Source organism: Blautia sp. HCP3S3_C4 (assembly GCF_052064095.1).
Taxonomy (GTDB): domain Bacteria; phylum Bacillota; class Clostridia; order Lachnospirales; family Lachnospiraceae; genus Blautia_A.
Map to the genome: position 1 here is coordinate 37,724 of NZ_JBQHWF010000005.1, position 19,378 is coordinate 57,101.

The window sequence follows — 19,378 nt, forward strand, 5'->3', positions numbered from 1 at the left end:
CAAAAAACGACTGCTTGTAAAGTTGGTATCACCGTGCTATCATAAAATTACATAATATAAGCGAAGGGAGATAACAAGTGGAGAGCCTGAATATTCCTGTTGGCGTTTCTGATTTTTCGGAAATACGCGAAAATAATTATTACTATATTGATAAAACCGGTCTGATCATTAGGCTGTTAAATACTTCCGCTACAAAGGTCACCCTGATCACCCGTCCCCGCAGATTTGGGAAAACCCTTGGTATGAGTATGCTGGCGGCTTTTTTTGATATCAGGAAAAACAATGTGGCTCTTTTTGACGGACTGGAAATTTCGCGGCACACGTCCCTCTGTGATCAGTGGATGAACCGGTATCCTACACTTTTTATTTCCTTCAAACGTGTGGATGGTCTTGATTTCCCTACTGCCTATGGGATGCTTTGTGCAACGATTGCAGATGTCTGTGCGGAACACAGGTATCTCCTGGACAGTCCTGCACCTACAGATTATGATAAAGAGCTGATTCGCCATATCCTGCATAATCAGGCTACTCCTGTAGAGATCAGGAACAGCCTTCTGGTATTGACACGTGCCATGAGTGCTCATTATGATAAGCCGGTTATCCTGTTGATCGATGAATATGATGTTCCGGTGGCAAAGTCTACAAATCATGGATATTATCAGGAAATGATGGATGTTATGAAGGGGTTGATGCAGGCCTTAAAGGATAATTCGTCCCTTCGTTTTTCTGTGATCACCGGATGTTTGAAGATCGCAAAGGAGAGTATTTTCACAGGTACAAATAATTTTGTTTCGGATACCATTACAGATTCTGGATTAAATGAATATTTCGGATTTACACAGGAGGATGTGGACAGATTGCTGGAGGATGCCGGCGCAGTGGAGTATGCTGAAGAGATCCGTACCTGGTATGATGGTTACCATTTTGGGGATTTTGACATTTACTGTCCTTGGGATGTGTTAAATTATCTGAGGGATCTTCAGGGAAATCCGGATGCCCGTCCTGCCAGCTACTGGAGAAATACCAGCGATAATTCCATTATCCGTTCTTTCATCGATTATGCAGGAAGTACGATTACCAGGAAGCTGGAGCATCTTCTTTCCGGCGGTTATATTATACAGCATATAGATGAGAATCTGACCTATGATTATCTGCATTCATCGGAAGATAATCTGTGGAGCCTTTTATATCTGACGGGATATCTGACCAGAGTACGCAGAGAGGATCTGACGGAATCCCTGCCTGACGGGATGTTTGCTCTGGCAATTCCTAATGCTGAGATCAGAGAAATTTTTGAAACAACGGTGATCAGGTGGTTTCGTGACAGTGCCCTGACATGGAATCGTATGGATCTGTTTCAGGCAGTCTGGAATGCAGACAGTGAAACCATTACCCGTGAGATGAGCAAGCTGCTCCGCAAAACAATCAGCTATCATGATTATAAAGAAGATTTTTATCATGCTTTTCTTGCAGGAATTTTTGCAGGGGCAGGATATATGACGGAATCCAACAGGGAACATGGCGAGGGGCGCAGTGATGTCATTGTATATGATTCTGATAACAGCAGAGTCGCTGTTTTTGAGGCAAAATATTCCACAGCCCTGGAAAATATGGCAGGGGATTGTGACAAAGCTCTGCAGCAGATCAATGACCGGATGTATGCCAGGGAATTTGAAGAGGATTACGACGAGGTTCTGTGCTATGGGATCGCATTCTTTAAGAAGCGGTGTCTGGTGAGAAAAAAATAGAGAGGACGGAAAAGATAAGCGAAGGATATAAAAAATAAGTGAAATAGGGAGCACCCCGGAAACTTCAGATTTGCAAATTTCCGGGGTGCTTTTTTCTGTCTCCCAAATGTATTCCCTGGGCAGTCTGGCTCTTGTATTTCCTGTTTTATAATGCTATGATTTGATAACAAAGATGTCAGGTAGATTTTGGCTCCTGATATTGCGAGATCAGAGATAAAGGCAAGCGACTGAAAGGAGATTTGAATGGATATCAGAAATTTCGAATCAATACTTACTGTCGGAGAAAACGTGGCGGTGGAGTTTAAACGCTGCGGAAGTGGAATTGGAAATGATGTATATGAGAGTATCTGCTCTTTTCTGAACCGGTTTGGCGGCGATCATGCTGTTGGGAAAGGATCGCGTTATTTCTGATATCGTGCCTGCTTATATGACGGATGCGTTATTGCGAAGAGTGAATGTTGACAGATATGATGACCGTGAGGTGATTCAGACCAATCTGATCGAAAGTTATGAACAGTTGATGGAGTTTGGGCGCAAGCATTTGCAGGACAAGTTTTTTCTGGAGGGGGATCAGAGAAAAAGTCTCAGGAAGAAGCGGGAATTCTTGACAGGGTTAAGAAGAATCCATATCTGACGCAAAGCCAGATTCAAAAAGAAATGGGGATATCGTTGCGGAGCGTAAAACGTATCATGAGCAGATTACAACAGGAAGGTATCCTTATAAGAAAAGGGAATAACCGCAGTGGTTTATGGATGATAGATGATGAAGTTTCATTTGACAGATAAAAACAGGAAAATAATACAACAGCAAAGGAGAGACATCAAATGGTAAAGGTAGATTTGATCATTGGTTTCCTTGGTTCAGGGAAGACCACGTTTATCAGGAAGTATGCGCAGTATCTGATGGATGCCGGTAATAATATTGGAATTCTGGAGAATGATTATGGGGCTGTGAATGTGGATATGATGCTGCTTCAGGATCTGATGGGAGACAACTGTGAGCTGGAGATGATTTCAGGCGGGTGTGATAAGGACTGCCACAGGAGGAGATTTAAGACCAAGCTGATTGCCATGGGAATGTGCGGATATGACCGGGTGATCGTGGAGCCATCGGGGATTTTTGATGTGGATGAGTTTTTTGATATTCTTCATGAGGAGCCCTTAAACCGCTGGTATCAGATTGGGAATGTGATTGCAATTGTGGATTCTAAGCTGGAGCGTGATCTGTCAGAGGAGGCGGATTTTATTCTGGCTTCGGAGGTGGCAGATGCGGGATGCATTGTGATGAGCAAGAGTCAGGATGCATCACAGGAGGAAATCAGGGGGACGGTTGAGCATGTGAATAAGGCACTTGAGAAGGTGCATTGCAGCAGGAGATTTCATTGTGAAATGAATGGTGTGGATACTGCTAATGTTATCCACAAGAATTGGGAGGAAATGTCGAAAGAGGACTTTGATCGGATCGCATCCTGTGGATATGTGATGGAAAGCTACAGAAAACCGGAGTTTGAGGCAGAGGATGCCTTTACTTCTCTGTACTTTATGAATGTGAAGATGACTGAGAGGGAGCTGCGGGAAACGGCAGAGTATATTTTGTCTGATCCTGAATGCGGGCGAGTGTTCCGGATGAAGGGATTTATGAGAGTAGGCGGTGATATCGAAGACAGCTCTGGACAGTCTGCCCGGACAGAGAGCGATGGACAGCAGTGGATTGAATTAAATGCTACCAAGAATGAAATCACAATTCGTCCGCTTCATGTGGGGCAGGAGGTTCTGATCGTGATCGGGGAAGAACTGCAGGAGGAGAAAATCAAGTCTTACCTGAAGATCTGAGATTTGAACGCAGGTCGCGAAGTGACTGCGCTCATGAGCAAGTAGCGAAGCGGATTGCGAATGTTCGCTTTACTTTACAAAAAGGGCACTTGAAAATTCAGGTGCCCCATTGTATAATCTACTTAGAAGATGACCGGAAGCGTGTTCCGGTTGCCCTCTGTGATTAATTATAATGTTAAAAAGAAAGTAAGCATCTCACTTTGAGCGGGGGGATGCTTATTTCTTTTTATGTTGATCTATGTAAGTCAATGCCGTAAAAATTACCAATAGTACTATTAAAAACAAAACAGGGTATGAAGCTCATCGTAATCTGATGAAACTTCATACCCTGTTCGTTTATTTTTATGGAGTTTTGTAACCGTAAGGATTATTTGGTAAACAGATCAACCAGATCCTGGCCGCCTTCGTAGCCCTGGCTCTTCAGCTCATTTACGAACCATTCGTCTACGCCGTCTACAGCTTCTTTAAAGGAATCGATATCCATATCTGCTTTCTCTGTGAAGGTTACGCCGTTTTTGGATTCCCAGCGTTCTTTGATCTCATTGTCGCTGGAACGGTTGATGTAACGTTCATACTCAACTGCCTTCTGGCCACATTCGTCAACAACTGCCTGCTGTTCTGGTGTGAGGCCGTCATAGATATCCTGGTTGATACAGAAGAACAGACAGTCATAAATTGCATCCCACATGGAGCAGTAAGGCTGAACCTCCTGAACGCTTGCAGCGTCAATAGCAGGAAGCGGATTTTCCTCACCTTCAACCGTGTTCTGCTGAAGTGCTGTGTAAGTTTCAGACCAGTTCATGTTTGTGGCATCAGCGCCCCATCTCTTGTAGCATTCCATCAGAAGATTGGAACCTGCTACACGAACCTTCAGGTTCTTCATATCATCTACAGATTTGATCTCGCGCTTGCTGTTGGTCAGTTCACGGAAACCATTCTCCGCAATACCCATGCAGTGGAGTCCGTATTCGCCAAGGATTTCTTTCAGTTTTTCACCAGCTTCGCCATCGAATTTCGCATCTGCATCGTCGTAAGAATCATAGACGAATGGAAGAGAAACAACGTTGAAACGTGGGTCAAATGCAGAGTAGATCAGGTTGGAGTGCATGGAGATCTGAACCGGGTCCCCATTCATCAGAGCCTGAATACCTTCGGACTGGTTGCCGTTGGTAAGCTGGTCAGCTGCATAAATATTGACTTTAACCTTTCCGCCTGTAGCTTTTTCCATCAGTTCACCGAACTTACGTCCGCCGTCAGCCCAGGTACTTGTCTCAGTAGTGGAGCAAGCGAAGTTCCAGGTCATTTCCGGCCAGTCAAGGTCGCTGTAATCTGCGATTGTGTCAAAGGAGTTATTGCCGTCTCCTGCGTCCTTGGAAGCTGTGTCAGAGGAAGCGGAGGACTGATCACCTGTGTAGGAGCCTTCTTTTGCAAGAGCTTTCGGAAGGAAAGTGGAGGTGATCGGGATGTAGGTAACGATCAGAAGAACTGCAACGCAGGCTGCGATCATTGGCACAACTGCCCTTGAGATCTCCTGCAGAGTAACTTCCAGACCTTTTTTGATCTTGATGCTGATTGCTACGAAAAGGTTTACACCTACAGGAGGAGTTACCTGTCCGATTGCAAGGTTTACAGTTGCCATAACACCGAATGCTACTATATCGTATCCAAGAGCCTTACATACAGGAAGCATGATCGGGATGAAGATGTACATAGCGGAGTTTGCATCGATGAAGCATCCTGCGATCAGGAAGATGATATTTACGATCAGCAGGAAGGTAAACTGATTGTGTGCGATGCTTCCAAGTAAATTGGAGGCTGCATCTGCAATACCGAATTTGGTACATACAAAGGAGAACAGAGAGGCACTTGCTACGATGAGCATGATACCGCCGGTTGTCTTGGATGAGTCTACCAGGATGTCAAACATATCGCGGATGGAAACCTCCCGGTAGATGACCATACCTACGAAGAGTCCGTATACAACAGATACGGCTGCTGCTTCTGTTGGTGTGAAGATACCGCCATAGATACCGCCCAGAATGATGATCGGCATCAGGAATCCCCAGAAAGCATCTTTGAAAGCGTCCCAGCGTTCTTTGCCTGAGGCTTTTTCTCTGGATGGTTTGATGTTGTGTTTCTTTGCTTCCAGCATTACTACGATTACCAGTGCCACGCCCATAAGAAGACCTGGTACGATACCTGCCATGAACATATCTGCGATGGATGTGCCTGTGATGGAGGCATATACAACGAAGGCGATACTTGGCGGGATGACAATGGCGATGGAGCTTGAGGTTGCCATCAGTGCTGTGGAGAATGGTGCGGAGAAACCGCCCTGTTCTACCATTGCAGGAATCAGTACGGCACCAAGGGCTGCAACAGTTGCAGGGCCGGAACCGGAGATGGCGCCGAAGAAGCAGGCTACGATAACACATACGATGGCGATACCGCCTTTTTTGTGGCCTACGCAGGTATCAACGAATTTGATCAGTCGTTTGGAGATACCGGATTTTGCCATGATGTTTCCTGACAGTACAAAGAATGGGATTGCCAGGAGCAGGAATTTGCTGATTCCTGAGTACATGTTGGTTGCTACGATCGTCAGGGATGTACCGGAGTAGAGGATTGCGCATACGGAGGAAAGCCCGAGGCAGATTCCGATGGGTACACCCAGGATCAGGAATATGAAGAAGGAGATAAATAAGATTGCACTGATCATTTATTTGCCCTCCTTTTTGTCTGTTGTGATTGTGTTCATGTTACCTTTTGTGTTGTTGTCGGCATTTTTGGCGCTGTCGGTTTTGCAGCAGAAGTCCAGACAGAATTCAATGAAGTGAAGGATCATGCATCCTGCACCGATGGGTACGAAGGACCAGAAGATCCATTCAGGCCAGTTTAATACGAAGGTTCTTTTTCCGTTCTGAAGCTGGGTGATAACCTTGTCCATGCCGTATTTGAAAAGGATGACGCTGAAGATGATGCTCAGGACTGTGATCAAGATCACGGACGGTTTCTTCAGCTTCTTTGGAAGGCGGTCTGTAACCAGTGTCAGGCTGACCAGTTCTCCTTCGCGGCAGGCAAGTGCGGCTGCCAGCAGGGTGATGAGTACGAATACCGCTACTACAAGTTCTTCTGTGAAGGACCAGGAACGGTGGATGACTTTACGGGAAAATACGTTTCCCACAGTCAGCACCAGGATCAGCAGTGTGGAGATCACAAGGACGATCTTTTCTACTGCAGCCAGTGCGTTCATGATTTTTTTGTAGATTTTCATGCTCTCTACTCCTCTCAAAAGTTTTTTGTACTGTTCGATGTCTGTGCGTTCTTGATGTCGGGGGAACAGTGACGTTTTCGGTTTCAGATAGGCAGTCTGGAAGGAAAGGTATGTCTCGTATGTCAGGGCATAAAAAAAGTCCGCCCCACGCAGGGACGGACATATAATATTCCGTAACCACCCTGTTTCATCTTTGAAACAAGTACGATTCTGCAACGTACCGATATACGCGGCTCCTGTAACGGGGGGCGGCCGGGGAAGCTTACTGTGAATACGGCAATATCTGTGATGGCTGTATTCAAGGGTTCGGCTTTCCTTCTCGGGGATGATATTCGAAACAGGTCTGTCGCTGCATTTCACCGGACTGCAGCTCTCTGGGGACAGGGGGACTGTTTTTACTGGTTCCCTTCGTTGAATTTATGCGTTATAGGTTTAGCTGTTTAAAAAGCTAAAGCAATTTTAACGCTGTTTGTTTTGAAAGTCAAGAGGTTTTTGTAAGTATTTGGGGGAAGTTTGTTGGTGTGGGGCGTACACTTGCAATAGGGGGACGCGCGAAGCAACATCTCTCTGCAGATTCAGTTCCGGGGGCTAAGTAACTCTAAGGTGGGGGAAAATCCGCTAAAAGCATGAAGAAAAATGCAAAACTCGCTCCGTTGCAGACTCCGCTCAGACAGGTTGCTATTTTTCTTCATAACGCGGATTTCCCCCACCTAAGAGTTACTAAGCCCCCTCCAAATTCACCTGCAGAGAGATGCTGCTTCGCGCTGGGGATTGGAAGTGTAAGAGGGAACAGTAATGACTGTAATGCTGGATGTAAAGATGTTGATTCTGTTAGAGAAAAGACTTACAATTATAAGTAACAGGGAAAGGAGAAGGAATGATTTTATTTTATGGAAGTAAAGAAATTGTTGTGTATCCGAGTATAAGAAAGTCTATTTATAATAGAGATTTTTATTTTGGATTTTATTGTACTGCGAATAAAGAGCAGGCAGAAAGGAGACTGTCCACATGGGAATTTATTTAAACAGTGTATCTCCGTATACGTTATATAAAAGCGAAGTATGTAGTCCGTATTTTGTGGATAAATCGCAGATGCTAAGAGAACTGATTCCATTGGCTGAGGTTGGAAACCGTCATGTGTGTGTGACACGTCCCCGCAGATTTGGAAAAACAGTGATGGCAAATATGATTGGCGCTTTTTTTGGAAAAGATGTTGCGTCGAAGGATGTATTTGAGACATTGAAAATCTCAGAATTTGCTGATTACAGAAGGCATTTGAACCAGTATAATACAATTTATATTGATTTTAGCGTGGTTGATGATGAATGTATAAGTTATAAGGAATATATAGATGAGATAAAGGGGAATTTAAAAGAGGATTTAAAGAGGGGATATCCGGATATTGATTTTCGTGAGAATGGTTCTGTAAGAGAAGACCTACAGAGGATTTTTGCGGAAAAAAAAGAACGTTTTGTTTTTGTCTTTGATGAATGGGATTCGGTATTTCATATGCCGTTTGTGACAGAGGATGATAAAAAGTCTTATTTGCTATTTTTGAAGGGATTGTTAAAGGATAAGCCGTATGTTGCATTGGCATATATGACGGGAATATTGCCAATCGCCAAGTATTCCAGTGGATCTGAATTAAACATGTTTATGGAGTATACGATGGCTTCGGAGTCTAAGTTTGGTAATGTATTTGGATTTTCAGATAAAGAAGTTGATATGCTTTATGAAAGATATTGCGAGAACAATGCCGGAAAAGAAGAAATGCTGAATGTGACCAGGGAAGGATTACGTGAATGGTATGATGGATATTTTACTAAAAATGGGGAGAGAATGTATAATCCAAGATCGGTTGTGGCAGCCTTAGAGAATAATAATCTGGGCAGTTACTGGACAAGTTCAGGACCATATGATGAAATATTCTATTACGTTGAGAATAATATTGCAGATGTGCGTAAAGATATTGCGCTTATGATTTCTGGTGAGGGTGTCAAGGCGAAGATTCAGGAGTATGCGGCCACTTCTATGAATTTGTTGACCAGAGAAGAAATTTTATCTGCCATGGTAGTATATGGTTTTTTAAGCTACTATAATGGAAAGGTGTATATTCCTAATAAAGAATTGATGGACAAATTTGATGAGATGGTTCAGAAAGAAGCTTCATTGGGATATGTATACAGATTGGCGAAAGAATCTGAGCGTATGCTGGAGGCCACACTTCATGGGGATACAGAAACTATGGAGAATATATTGGCTTATGTTCACAATACAGAGACTCCAATCCTTTCTTACAATAATGAAACAGAATTATCAGCGGTTGTGAATCTTGTTTATTTGGCAGCGAGAGATAGATATCGTGTGGAGAGAGAGGATAAGTCAGGGAAGGGGTTTGTTGATTTTATTTTTTATCCAGAAGACAGATCGGATACATGTATTATTTTAGAATTAAAAGTGGACCATACACCGGAAGAAGCCATTGAACAGATTAGAGATAAGGATTATATGCTACGGTTTATGGGAAAATTAGGTGAATTACCGAAATATACTGGTGAGATTTTAGGTGTTGGAATTAGTTATAGTAAAACCGATAAAATACACAGATGTAAAACGGAGATTCTCAGAAACAGAATTTAACCGAATTAAGTAAGTCCCCTGCTTATTGCTTTTCGCAACCTCCGCAGGGGACTTACTTGATTCGGTTAAATATTGAACTGTGAAATCGTTAAAATTAGTCTTCCAATTTAATCTTTTCTTTCAGAACTACACATCCTGCCATATCTCCGATAACATTGACGCAGGTTGCGCCCATATCGCAGAGTGTGTTGATGCTGATATAAACTCCCATGACACCGGCCGGCAGACCTGCCATGGTTGCCAGTGCTGCGAAGGATGCGATGGCACCGCCCGGGATTCCCGGGGTTCCTACTGACAGGAGTACGTTTGCCAGAAGGATTATGATCATCATGGAAATGCTTACGTTAATTCCGCATGCATTGGCGAAGAACATGATCATGAATGACATCAGGATGGATACGGCATCCATGTTTACAGTAGCGCCAAGAGGAATGGCAATACTTGTGATCTTGTTGGATACGCCCATTTCGTCTTCCATACGCTGTTTACTGATTGGAATGGTCGCTGAACTGGAACAGGTTCCGAATGCGTTCAGAGCTGCAGGAAGCATTGCTTTGAAGAATTTCACAGGGCTTTCTTTGCCGATGAATTTCACGGAGCCGCCGTAAATGACCAGGGCAAATCCGAAGAATGCCACATACAGGATGATCAGCTGAGTTGCCAGTGAAATGATGGTTTCTGTACCGTTGGCTTCTACAACAGGAACGATAGTACAGAATACACCGATAGGTGTGAAGTACATAACTGTGCTGATGACTTTCAGACAGACTTCGTTACAGGAATCGATGACTTTCAGAAGTGCAGTACCCTTTTCGCCGATGGCGATAAGTGTGAAGCCTACGATGACTGCGAATACAAGTACCTGAAGCATATTTCCGTTTGCGAAAGCTGCAACCGGATTGGATGGGATTAAGTTTTTGATGGTGTCCAGAATGCTGGTCATCTCAGTTGCCTGAATGTCGGAAGTTGCCATCTCGAATTTAACACCCTCACCGAGATGGATCAGTCGCGGGATGATCAGTCCTGCCAGGCTGGCAAGTGCTGTGGTGCACAGGAAAAAGATCATGGCACCGGCTGTGATCTTGCCGGTTGTGCGGGCATTACCGATGCTAGAGATACCCATGATAATGGAACAGAAGACCAGTGGAAAGATCATCATGTTCAGGGCATTCATGTAAATGCTTCCGATAAGGCTTGTGATGGCAAGTACCGGTTCGAAACGGTTTGCCAGAAACAGTCCGGTAATGATACCAAGGATCAGACCGGTAAAGATTGCTGCGGTAATATGTTTTTTATACCACGAATAGAATTTTTTCATTTGTTCCCTCCTCTTTATTTTCGCTTCCTGATATGGAAAAATAACACCACAATACTTTACCACAATAATGTGTGAATTACAATATTTCCCGTTGTTTTCTTATTTGAGTGGGAGTGTTTCCGAAGTGCTCAAGGAATATCCTGCGAAATAGTTTGTAATTGATAAAGCCATGCCGCTCCAAATTGTAACACAGAAAAACAGGCATCGATGATACAGATATCGAAGCCTGTTTTTCTGCGTTGCCGGAAATTATTTTGTAATATTCCTATGACATAAAAAGTCCTATGCAGGCTATTATGATTGTCAGGTGCAGGTGAAGAGGGTATAATAGTTGTAATTATTTAACCAAATCAAGGAAGTCCCTGCTTCAATTGTAAAGAGCAATAAGCAGTGGGGGGATTTACTTGTATCAGAAGGAGTGTTTATATGAAACCAACTATTTTATTAATAAATTTTCAGGATCAGCAGAAGCTTCGCAAGTTAAAGATGGCATTACTGCCTTTTAAGATACGTTTAAAAAATGTAGAAACTCAGGACTATAGTCAGCCAATCGGATATCTGGCAGGAGTGAAAGAGGTTTCTCAGGTGCAGATTCCGTCAGCGCTGATTCCTCAGGAGCAGATGGAGAAGGAAATGCTGATCCTTGCAGGAATCACGGGGAATCTGTTTGACCAGGTGCTTTATACTTTGCGGAAAGCAGGTACACCTGTGGATTACAAGGCGGTTCTGACGGAGCATAATCAGAATTGGAACTGTATGCAGCTTTATAAAGAACTGGAGAAAGAGCATAATATGTATCATCCGTCTTAAATGAATGAAACAGAAAGCCCAACGGCTGTATATCATTCATAAAAATTACTCCATAATGTTCCTGTAATACGTCAGATTACCACATAATTGTAAATGGTATGTATAACAATAAAACACATAGAATATATATAAATATGTTACATGTAATATATCAATCTAATCACTAAACCGCTATACTAAATGTATGCTGAAATTGTATAAAAATGAATACAAAGAGAAAAAATCAAAGGAGAAAAAAATGAAAGCAGTAATCGCAATTGATTCTCTAAAAGGAAGTCTGAGTTCCATGGAAGCAGGATATGCTGCTGCTGACGGAATCCGCAGAGTTCATGGTCAGGATGCAGAAATTATAGTAAGACCACTGGCTGATGGCGGGGAAGGCACAGTGGAAGCACTGGTGAGTGGTATGAATGGTATCATACAGAACGTGATGGTTACAGGTCCGCTTGGAACGCCGGTGAATTGTGAATATGGAATCATTGAAAGCAGTCATACCGCTGTGATTGAAATGTCAGGTGCGGCAGGTATCACACTTGTTCCTGATGAAAAACGAAATCCACTTTATACTACAACTTATGGTGTGGGAGAAGTGATTAAAGATGCTATTTCCAAAGGCTGCCGCCGGTTTATTGTAGGAATTGGAGGAAGTGCTACCAATGATGGTGGAATTGGAATGCTTCAGGCATTGGGATATGGTTTTCTTGATAAAAAAGGAAAACAGGTTCCTTTTGGTGCCAGAGGACTGGAGGTACTGGAGGAGATTACCGATACATATGTACTGCCTGAACTGGCAGAATGTGAATTTCGTGTTGCCTGTGATGTAACAAATATTCTCTGTGGAGAGGAAGGATGCAGTGCAGTATTCGGACCACAGAAAGGGGCAACTCCCTCTATGATTATGCAGATGGATAAATGGCTGGAAAAATATGCCGCACTTGCAGAGAAAAAATGCACAAAGATCAATGCCAACCAGGCAGGTACGGGTGCAGCAGGAGGCCTGGGATTTGCATTTTTGAGTTTTACCAATGCAGTTCTGGAGTCTGGGATTAAGATTGTGCTGGAAGAAACTTCTCTGGAAAAATATATGGAAAATGCTGACATTGTGATTACAGGAGAAGGCAGACTGGATGGTCAGACTGCCATGGGAAAAGCACCTGTAGGTGTGGCACGTCTGGCAAAGAAGCATAACATTCCTGTGACTGCTTTTGCAGGAAGTGTTACAAAAGAGGCCATTGCCTGCAATCAGAACGGAATTGATGCATTTTTCCCGATTTTAAGAGGAGTAACTACTCTGGAAGATGCTATGAAACCGGAAAATGCAAAGGCTAACATGGCGGATACGGTAGAACAGGTATTTCGTCTGCTGAACATAAGGAGGAAATAAAGAATGGATTATAGTTTTACAACCATAGGTGCTCTGATTGGAATGGCAGTTGCGATTATTCTGATTATAAAAAAAGTTCAGCCCGCTTATAGCCTGATTTTTGGTGCTCTTATTGGCGGAGTAATCGGAAGTGGAAATCTGATATTGACTGTCGATACTATGGTAAGTGGAGCGCAGAGTATGATTTCTTCTGTACTGAGAATTATGACTTCCGGTATTCTGGCGGGAACTCTTATTAAAACCGGAGCTGCGGAAAAAATTGCAGAAGTAATTGTACAGAAATTGGGAGAGAAACGAGCCCTTATTGCTGTTGCGGCTGCAACAATGGTAATATGTGCAGTAGGTGTTTTTGTGGATATTTCAGTTATTACAGTAGCACCTATTGCACTGGCGATTGGAAAAAAAGCAGGATATAATAAAGCTTCTCTTCTTTTGGCAATGATTGGTGGAGGAAAAGCAGGAAATATTATTTCTCCAAACCCAAATACAATTGCTGTTTCTGAAGCGTTCCAGGTTGATCTTACATCTCTGATGATAAAAAATATTATTCCGGCAGTTTGTGCATTAATTGTAACTGTAATTATTGCAACAATACTGTCAAAAAAAGCAGGAACGATGGTTAGTGATCAGGATTTGGAAAAACATGCAGACAATAAAAAACTTCCAACTTTTATTCAGGCATTTGCAGGTCCGCTGACAGTTATTATACTTTTGGCACTGCGTCCGATATTTTCTATTGTAATTGATCCATTGATTGCCCTTCCACTTGGTGGTCTGGTATGTGCAATTGCATGTGGAAGCCTGGTACAATTCCGTGAGTTTGCAGAATTTGGTCTTAGTAAGGTGGCAGGAGTATCTATTCTTCTTATTGGAACAGGAACTATTGCAGGAATCATTAAAGCATCTGCTTTACAGTATGATGTGATTTCTCTATTGGAAATGATGAAGATGCCGGCATTTATTCTTGCGCCGATTGCAGGTATTCTGATGGCAGGAGCTACTGCATCTACTACAGCCGGTGCGACCATTGCGTCTCAGACTTTTGCACAAACACTGTTAAATGCAGGAATTCCGGCTATTTCCGCAGGAGCTATGATTCATGCCGGTGCAACAGTAATCGATTCTCTGCCGCATGGTTCTTTTTTCCACGCGACAGGTGGTTCTGTAGGAATGAATATTAAGGAAAGAATGAAATTGATTCCGTTTGAGGCATGTATTGGTCTTACGAGTACAATTGTGGCGGTAATTGTGTACCTGATATAAAGATATCAAATCCTGATACTACAGTTTCCCAGCCAGGTACAGAAGAACGGCATCTTTAAATCTACGTGGATTCAGCCCGGTTTTTCTGTAGATATGATTGAGTTTGTATTGAAGTGTGTTTTTGTGTAAAAAAAGCTTTTCACAGGTATTATGCAGAGACATATCCTGATCAAAATAGGTGGTTATAATTTTGAGTTCTTCTCCGGTAAGATTTGTAATAGTCCGGGAGAGGAACTCTTCTTTTTCTTGTTTCCCTGATCCGGAGAGAAGGAGTTCCAGCGTGAGATTATCATACATTACAAAATTTTTGTCAGGATTAGTTATGCTTTTCAAAGCCGTCACAGCGGAAGAATAAGATTCTGCCAGCTGATAGATGGAAGTGCTCTTTCCAACTGCGATTTTCAGAAGCTTCTGCTGTTCTGCGGCAAACTGCTTTAGGATAAAGGATTTTCTGTCAAAAAGTTCAGAATCTGCAACTGCCAGATACTCATCTGGATAATGAAAGGCATATAAATTCAGAGGAAAAATGGAAAACATCTGAGTTACTTTCTGTTCCAGAAGTGAAAAATTAGCCATATTATATCTTGCATTTATCTGTAGCAATATGAGTCGTTTGGAAGTTTGAACATCTACAGAAAACTCTGCCAGGAGACTCTGGATATATTCCATATTGAGATTCTGATTACGAAGCAGAGAATCGATGATATACTGACGTTTATCATTTTGATTACGGCTGATCATATTCAGCTCCTGTTCGCGGATTAGAAGATTGGTGATGCGTTCTGCCAGATGGGCATACTTTCTCACGGTATCTGGTTCACCGGTAATACCGATCACAGCCAGTAAAGACTGGTTATGGTAAACCGGCATATTAATCCCTTTCTGACTGCCGTAGAAGCTATTGTCAGAAGATACTTCGATAGTATTTCCTGTGGCTGCAGCTTTCTGCCCGATTTCGTGGAAAGTTCCAACTCTTTCCGGATTAGTGCTGGCAAAAATAATCCCGGACTGATCAATAAAATTAACATCCTGGCCGCATACGTCTTTTACAGTATTGACAATCTGTGTAGCAAGGGAGTGATCTATTTTTATCTGCATGATAATTTCTCCATTATATGAATTCTTCAGGGAATTGTGCTATCTATTGATATTGTATCCTATATGTGTTTAGGATACAATTGTTAGTTTTTATCATTGCCGGTTTCTTACAGACTGATAAAAACAAAAAACTTGAGGCACATAGTAAATTGTAATTTTATGTTTCCCTTTTGTAGAAATTGCAATGTTGAGAAACCTGGGAAGATATAGTAAAATTATTGCAGTAACTATTTATGCCACTGGTAGTGTCACAAATAGGAAAATAATTATATGGGTAAAATGAAATCAATTTACCAGAATTGTCTCAGATGAATTATTTATGAGGATTGCTATAGAAAAAATTAATGGTATATAAGGGAGAAACCATATGACATTAACACAGATGAATTATATCATCACAATTTCCGAAACCGGTTCACTGAATAAAGCTGCGGAGGCGTTGTATATTTCCCAGCCTTCTCTGACCAATGCAGTGAAGGAACTGGAGAAGGAGCTTGGAATCACTATATTCAACCGCAGCGGCCGCGGTGTGACACTGACCAATGACGGGACAGAATTTCTGATGTATGCCCGTCAGATATATGGACAGTATGAAAGTGTGGTTGAGAAATACAGTGAGGGTGGTTCCTATAAGAAGAAATTCGGCGTTTCCACCCAGCATTATTCTTTTGCAGTGAAAGCATTCGTGGATATGGTGCAGAAGTTTGATGTGTCGGAATATGAATTTGCCATCAGGGAGACAAAGACTGCAGATGTGATCAGTGACGTCAGCACCATGAAAAGCGAGGTGGGAGTACTTTATCTCAGTGATTTCAACAGAAAGGCACTGTTAAAGCTTCTCCACTCTGCGAATCTGGAGTTTCATCATTTGATTGACTGTCAGGCATATGTATATTTGTGGAAAAATCATCCACTGGCAAATGAGAAATCTATCAGCTACAGCCAGCTGGCTAAATACCCCTGCTTGTCCTTCGAACAGGGAGATAAGAGCAGTTTTTATCTGTCAGAGGAGATTCTGTCTACCAATGAATATTCCAGAACAGTTAAGGCTTCAGACCGTGCAACTATGCTGAATCTGATGGTAGGACTTAATGGCTATACCCTGTGTTCAGGGATTATCTGTGAGGAGCTGAATGGCAGTGACTATCTGGCAATTCCTTTCGAAGGGGATGAGCAGAATCAGAACAGTGATATGGAAATCGGTTATATTACCAGAAAGAATTCCATCCTCAGCAAGGTGGGGAATCTGTATGTCTCTTCACTGAAGAAATATCTGGAGCAGAATACTGTTTCTGCGGAGTAATATAACCTGTATATAATCTCACATATCTTTCCGTATATTCTGTTTTCTATATTTCTGCGGGCTGCAGCCTTTTACTCTGGAGAATACCTTGGCATAGTAGTTGGAGTCTGTGAAGCCGGATTTCTGGGCGACTTCCATGATGCTGTCATCGGAGCTGAGGAGAAATTCAAGGCTCCGTTCCACCCGGTATTCCTGCAGAAATGTAAACAGGGATACGTTCATGTATCTCTTGAATAACCGGCTGCATTCGCTCTCGCAGAGGTGGATTTCCTCTGCGATATCTTTCATCTGGATTTTATTCATGTAATTGTGTTCCAGATAATCCATGATCTCACGCATACGGTTGCGTTCCAGTTTGCTGTGTTCCGTATAGGGGAGGTTCTCCGGAAGATTCTGCAGCATACAGCGCCACAGCTTTTGCAGAGTTCCGGTGATATCCAGTTCGTAAAATTCCTTTTTCTCTTCATACAGAGTTATGATTTCTCTCACATATTCGGAAAAAATTTCATGCCAGGGCTGCGAATAGTCAATGTAGACTGCAGGAAGGGCGAAATTGTGTAAAAATGGCTCCACATATTTCCTGCGCAGGATACTTCCGTAGGAACCATAGATAATCTTTGGCAGAAAAGTGATGGAGACATATTTGCCGTCTTTCATATCTTCCATGAAGCCTGCGTGGAGTACATTGGCATTTCCCAGAAGGATATCTCCTGCTTTCATGTGGTAGGTACACTGGTTTACTTTATAGAGAATCTGTCCATCCAGGACAAGGGTAATTTCTATCTCAGGATGCCAGTGCCAGAGAAAGGAGCCGGATTTGTAGCCGGAAAGTTTCTCATAGCTTACCAGCAAAGGAAATTCATCACTGCCATGTTTCTTCAGTTCTTTCTGTGAGCCGTCGGTTATGATCTCTGCCATTATATATGCGTCCTCCCTTGAGAATATATGATGATTTTTAATTATCCTATCTTATAGCAATTCCGAAAAATATTGCAGACAACCCGCTGCATCAGAGAAAGACCGTTATGCGAAATTGCTGTTGATGACTTATATAACATATTGTACACTTATATAGATATAAACGCAAGATTTTACTATTTTCCCCTTAGATTATCAAGGAATTTTATGACACAGCAGGGTATACTTTAATCCAAGAGTGTAGCTGATAAGGCTGCTCCCAAACTTTCATACACATATTCCCGTCTGCCGCTGGTTTTCACACCTGCACTGCCACTGTAAATCGTGAAAATTGTCAGTACATAGTACTCATAAAACTATGTATCAGCGGTCAGACCGGAAAAATGAACGGAGGATTTTTACAATGAATATTCCAAATAAAAATGAATTGACACGTATTTACGGCGAAGCAGAGAAATCAGCAGCACGTTTTCAGACTGTAGCTGATCACTTCGCAGAAATTTACCATCATGATACAGCAGAATTTTTTACAGCACCGGGAAGAACAGAGATCATCGGAAACCATACAGATCATAATGGTGGCCGTGTGATCGCAGGCAGCATTGACATGGATACCATCGGTGCAGCTTACCCGAATAACAGCAGTGTTATCCGTATCACAAGTGAAGGATATGACAAGGAAGTTGTCGTAGACATCAATGATCTTGCCAGCGTACCGAAGGCTCAGGGAACCCTATCTCTGGTAGCAGGTATGGTGGAAGCTATTCAGAAATTTGGATTTAAAGTAGCAGGATTTGATGCTTATGTAACAACAAACGTAATCCGTGCAGCCGGTGTAAGCTCTTCTGCATCTTTCGAAATGCTTGTATGTTCTATTATTAATTATTTCTTTAATGATGGAGCAATGACATATATCAACTATGCAAAAGCAGGACAGTACGCTGAGAACGTATATTGGCTGAAAGCTTCCGGACTGATGGATCAGCTTGCATGTGCAGTTGGAGGCCCGATTCTTCTTGATTTCTCTGACAGAGAAAACCCGAAATATGAGAAAGTAAACTTCTCTTTCCATGACTATAACCATCACCTTGTGATCGTAAATACAGGAAAAGGACATGCTGATCTGAGTGCAGAGTACTCTGAGATCCCTATGGAGATGAAAGAAGCAGCAAAGGCAGCAGGAGCAGAGCTTCTCTGTGAGACAACTCTTGATAAAGTGCTTGCAAATATGGATAAGATTGAAAATGACAGAGCAATATTAAGAGCAATCCATTTCTTCAAAGAGAATGAAAGAGTAGAAAAGGCTGCAAAAGCAGTGGAAGAGAAAGACGGGGAGACAGTATTAAAGCTTCTCAGCGAATCCGGAAAATCTTCTTGGGAACTGCTTCAGAACTGCTATCCGATCAAGGCATATACAGAGCAGAAGATTTCTGTTGCACTTGCACTGACAGATCTTTTCCTTGAGAAGCTGGGCAAAGGTATCTGCCGTATCCATGGCGGTGGATTTGCCGGTGTTATTATGTGCGTAGTGCCAGAAGATGAGACAGAGAATTATGTTTCCTATATTTCTGAATTTGCAGGAAAAGAAAATGTATATCCGATGAATATCCGCGCAGTTGGTGCAGTGCATATTGAAAAATAATTACTGTTCACTTCGCTCACAAAAAATACCTTGCGGGATATTACCAATAACATAGTAATAAAAATAATCTGCTAAGAAAATTCATTGCACATCAGATATGAACATGGTAAGCTAAATATAAATGAAAAAGGCTTTTATTATCTGGAA

At 42.4% G+C, this 19,378-nt stretch carries 16 protein-coding genes and 1 pseudogene; 12 read left to right on the forward strand and 5 right to left on the reverse strand.

Features of this window, described 5'->3' with window-relative positions; translation table 11 throughout:
* Positions 1 to 77 precede the first annotated feature (77 nt).
* The 5 genes from ACTNC6_RS06315 (at position 78) to ACTNC6_RS06335 (ending at position 3,581) form a co-directional block, all read left to right on the forward strand.
* Positions 78 to 1,748, forward strand: a complete 1,671-nt coding sequence (locus tag ACTNC6_RS06315) for an AAA family ATPase (RefSeq protein ID WP_441043507.1) — start codon at positions 78 to 80, stop codon at positions 1,746 to 1,748.
* 243 nt (positions 1,749 to 1,991) lie between these two features.
* Complete coding sequence (locus tag ACTNC6_RS06320) at positions 1,992 to 2,159, forward strand: hypothetical protein (RefSeq protein WP_441043508.1); 168 nt, start codon at positions 1,992 to 1,994, stop codon at positions 2,157 to 2,159.
* Positions 2,128 to 2,382 carry a hypothetical protein gene (locus tag ACTNC6_RS06325; RefSeq protein ID WP_441043509.1) on the forward strand — a complete coding sequence of 85 codons (255 nt, stop codon included), beginning with the start codon at positions 2,128 to 2,130 and terminating at the stop codon, positions 2,380 to 2,382. Before ACTNC6_RS06320 ends, ACTNC6_RS06325 begins: the two co-directional genes overlap by 32 nt.
* A gap of 23 nt (positions 2,383 to 2,405) precedes the next feature.
* A complete protein-coding gene (locus tag ACTNC6_RS06330) occupies positions 2,406 to 2,534 on the forward strand; it encodes a hypothetical protein (protein WP_441043510.1) in 129 nt (42 codons plus the stop codon).
* 39 nt (positions 2,535 to 2,573) lie between these two features.
* Entirely contained in the window at positions 2,574 to 3,581 is a 1,008-nt protein-coding gene (locus ACTNC6_RS06335; RefSeq protein WP_441043511.1) for a GTP-binding protein, read from the forward strand.
* 367 nt (positions 3,582 to 3,948) lie between these two features.
* Here the strand turns inward: ACTNC6_RS06335 and ACTNC6_RS06340 are convergent, their stop codons facing one another.
* Positions 3,949 to 6,300, reverse strand: coding sequence for a TRAP transporter large permease subunit (locus ACTNC6_RS06340; protein ID WP_441043512.1), 2,352 nt, complete (start codon positions 6,298 to 6,300; stop codon positions 3,949 to 3,951).
* Positions 6,301 to 6,855, reverse strand: coding sequence for a TRAP transporter small permease (locus tag ACTNC6_RS06345; RefSeq protein ID WP_441043513.1), 555 nt, complete (start codon positions 6,853 to 6,855; stop codon positions 6,301 to 6,303). It abuts the gene before it with no gap.
* Between the two features lie 877 nt (positions 6,856 to 7,732).
* On the opposite strand from ACTNC6_RS06345, the pseudogene ACTNC6_RS06350 reads away from it, so the two are divergent.
* Both ACTNC6_RS06350 and ACTNC6_RS06355 read left to right on the forward strand, forming a co-directional pair.
* Positions 7,733 to 7,852, forward strand: a pseudogene (locus tag ACTNC6_RS06350) (DUF3990 domain-containing protein); the annotation flags it as partial.
* 11 nt (positions 7,853 to 7,863) lie between these two features.
* A complete protein-coding gene (locus ACTNC6_RS06355; protein ID WP_441043515.1) occupies positions 7,864 to 9,495 on the forward strand; it encodes an AAA family ATPase in 1,632 nt (543 codons plus the stop codon).
* Between the two features lie 94 nt (positions 9,496 to 9,589).
* Here the strand turns inward: ACTNC6_RS06355 and ACTNC6_RS06360 are convergent, their stop codons facing one another.
* Complete coding sequence (locus tag ACTNC6_RS06360; protein ID WP_055200930.1) at positions 9,590 to 10,813, reverse strand: dicarboxylate/amino acid:cation symporter; 1,224 nt, start codon at positions 10,811 to 10,813, stop codon at positions 9,590 to 9,592.
* A 426-nt stretch (positions 10,814 to 11,239) separates the two neighbouring features.
* Between ACTNC6_RS06360 and ACTNC6_RS06365 the strand changes: the two genes are divergently transcribed.
* From ACTNC6_RS06365 to ACTNC6_RS06375, 3 genes are all read left to right on the forward strand, one after another.
* A complete protein-coding gene (locus tag ACTNC6_RS06365) occupies positions 11,240 to 11,623 on the forward strand; it encodes a DUF3783 domain-containing protein (protein ID WP_441043516.1) in 384 nt (127 codons plus the stop codon).
* Positions 11,624 to 11,861: 238 nt separating this feature from the next.
* Positions 11,862 to 13,007, forward strand: coding sequence for a glycerate kinase family protein (locus tag ACTNC6_RS06370; RefSeq protein ID WP_441043517.1), 1,146 nt, complete (start codon positions 11,862 to 11,864; stop codon positions 13,005 to 13,007).
* Between the two features lie 3 nt (positions 13,008 to 13,010).
* The gene (locus tag ACTNC6_RS06375; protein ID WP_118568923.1) at positions 13,011 to 14,270 is read left to right on the forward strand and encodes a GntP family permease; all 1,260 of its coding nucleotides are present in this window, start codon (positions 13,011 to 13,013) and stop codon (positions 14,268 to 14,270) included.
* 18 nt (positions 14,271 to 14,288) lie between these two features.
* Here the strand turns inward: ACTNC6_RS06375 and ACTNC6_RS06380 are convergent, their stop codons facing one another.
* Entirely contained in the window at positions 14,289 to 15,368 is a 1,080-nt protein-coding gene (locus ACTNC6_RS06380; protein WP_441043518.1) for a CdaR family transcriptional regulator, read from the reverse strand.
* 367 nt (positions 15,369 to 15,735) lie between these two features.
* Here ACTNC6_RS06380 and ACTNC6_RS06385 point away from each other — a divergent pair, with 367 nt between their 5' ends.
* Positions 15,736 to 16,671 carry a LysR family transcriptional regulator gene (locus ACTNC6_RS06385; protein ID WP_441043519.1) on the forward strand — a complete coding sequence of 312 codons (936 nt, stop codon included), beginning with the start codon at positions 15,736 to 15,738 and terminating at the stop codon, positions 16,669 to 16,671.
* 18 nt (positions 16,672 to 16,689) lie between these two features.
* Here the strand turns inward: ACTNC6_RS06385 and ACTNC6_RS06390 are convergent, their stop codons facing one another.
* Positions 16,690 to 17,589 carry an AraC family transcriptional regulator gene (locus ACTNC6_RS06390; protein ID WP_441033294.1) on the reverse strand — a complete coding sequence of 300 codons (900 nt, stop codon included), beginning with the start codon at positions 17,587 to 17,589 and terminating at the stop codon, positions 16,690 to 16,692.
* A 403-nt stretch (positions 17,590 to 17,992) separates the two neighbouring features.
* Here ACTNC6_RS06390 and ACTNC6_RS06395 point away from each other — a divergent pair, with 403 nt between their 5' ends.
* Entirely contained in the window at positions 17,993 to 19,231 is a 1,239-nt protein-coding gene (locus ACTNC6_RS06395; protein WP_441043520.1) for a galactokinase, read from the forward strand.
* Positions 19,232 to 19,378 lie beyond the last annotated feature (147 nt).

Excerpts from the sequence above, each read along its gene's own strand:
- ACTNC6_RS06370 (WP_441043517.1), top strand. The coding sequence starts at position 11,862 with ATGAAAGCAGTAATCGCAATTGATTCTCTAAAAGGAAGTCTGAGTTCC.
- ACTNC6_RS06395 (WP_441043520.1), top strand. The coding sequence starts at position 17,993 with ATGAATATTCCAAATAAAAATGAATTGACACGTATTTACGGCGAAGCA.
- ACTNC6_RS06380 (WP_441043518.1), bottom strand. The coding sequence starts at position 15,368 with ATGCAGATAAAAATAGATCACTCCCTTGCTACACAGATTGTCAATACT.
- ACTNC6_RS06390 (WP_441033294.1), bottom strand. The coding sequence starts at position 17,589 with ATGGCAGAGATCATAACCGACGGCTCACAGAAAGAACTGAAGAAACAT.
- ACTNC6_RS06325 (WP_441043509.1), top strand. The coding sequence starts at position 2,128 with ATGCTGTTGGGAAAGGATCGCGTTATTTCTGATATCGTGCCTGCTTAT.
- ACTNC6_RS06320 (WP_441043508.1), top strand. The coding sequence starts at position 1,992 with ATGGATATCAGAAATTTCGAATCAATACTTACTGTCGGAGAAAACGTG.
- ACTNC6_RS06365 (WP_441043516.1), top strand. The coding sequence starts at position 11,240 with ATGAAACCAACTATTTTATTAATAAATTTTCAGGATCAGCAGAAGCTT.
- ACTNC6_RS06330 (WP_441043510.1), top strand. The coding sequence starts at position 2,406 with ATGGGGATATCGTTGCGGAGCGTAAAACGTATCATGAGCAGATTACAA.
- ACTNC6_RS06360 (WP_055200930.1), bottom strand. The coding sequence starts at position 10,813 with ATGAAAAAATTCTATTCGTGGTATAAAAAACATATTACCGCAGCAATC.
- ACTNC6_RS06340 (WP_441043512.1), bottom strand. The coding sequence starts at position 6,300 with ATGATCAGTGCAATCTTATTTATCTCCTTCTTCATATTCCTGATCCTG.
- ACTNC6_RS06375 (WP_118568923.1), top strand. The coding sequence starts at position 13,011 with ATGGATTATAGTTTTACAACCATAGGTGCTCTGATTGGAATGGCAGTT.
- ACTNC6_RS06385 (WP_441043519.1), top strand. The coding sequence starts at position 15,736 with ATGACATTAACACAGATGAATTATATCATCACAATTTCCGAAACCGGT.
- ACTNC6_RS06345 (WP_441043513.1), bottom strand. The coding sequence starts at position 6,855 with ATGAAAATCTACAAAAAAATCATGAACGCACTGGCTGCAGTAGAAAAG.
- ACTNC6_RS06335 (WP_441043511.1), top strand. The coding sequence starts at position 2,574 with ATGGTAAAGGTAGATTTGATCATTGGTTTCCTTGGTTCAGGGAAGACC.
- ACTNC6_RS06355 (WP_441043515.1), top strand. The coding sequence starts at position 7,864 with ATGGGAATTTATTTAAACAGTGTATCTCCGTATACGTTATATAAAAGC.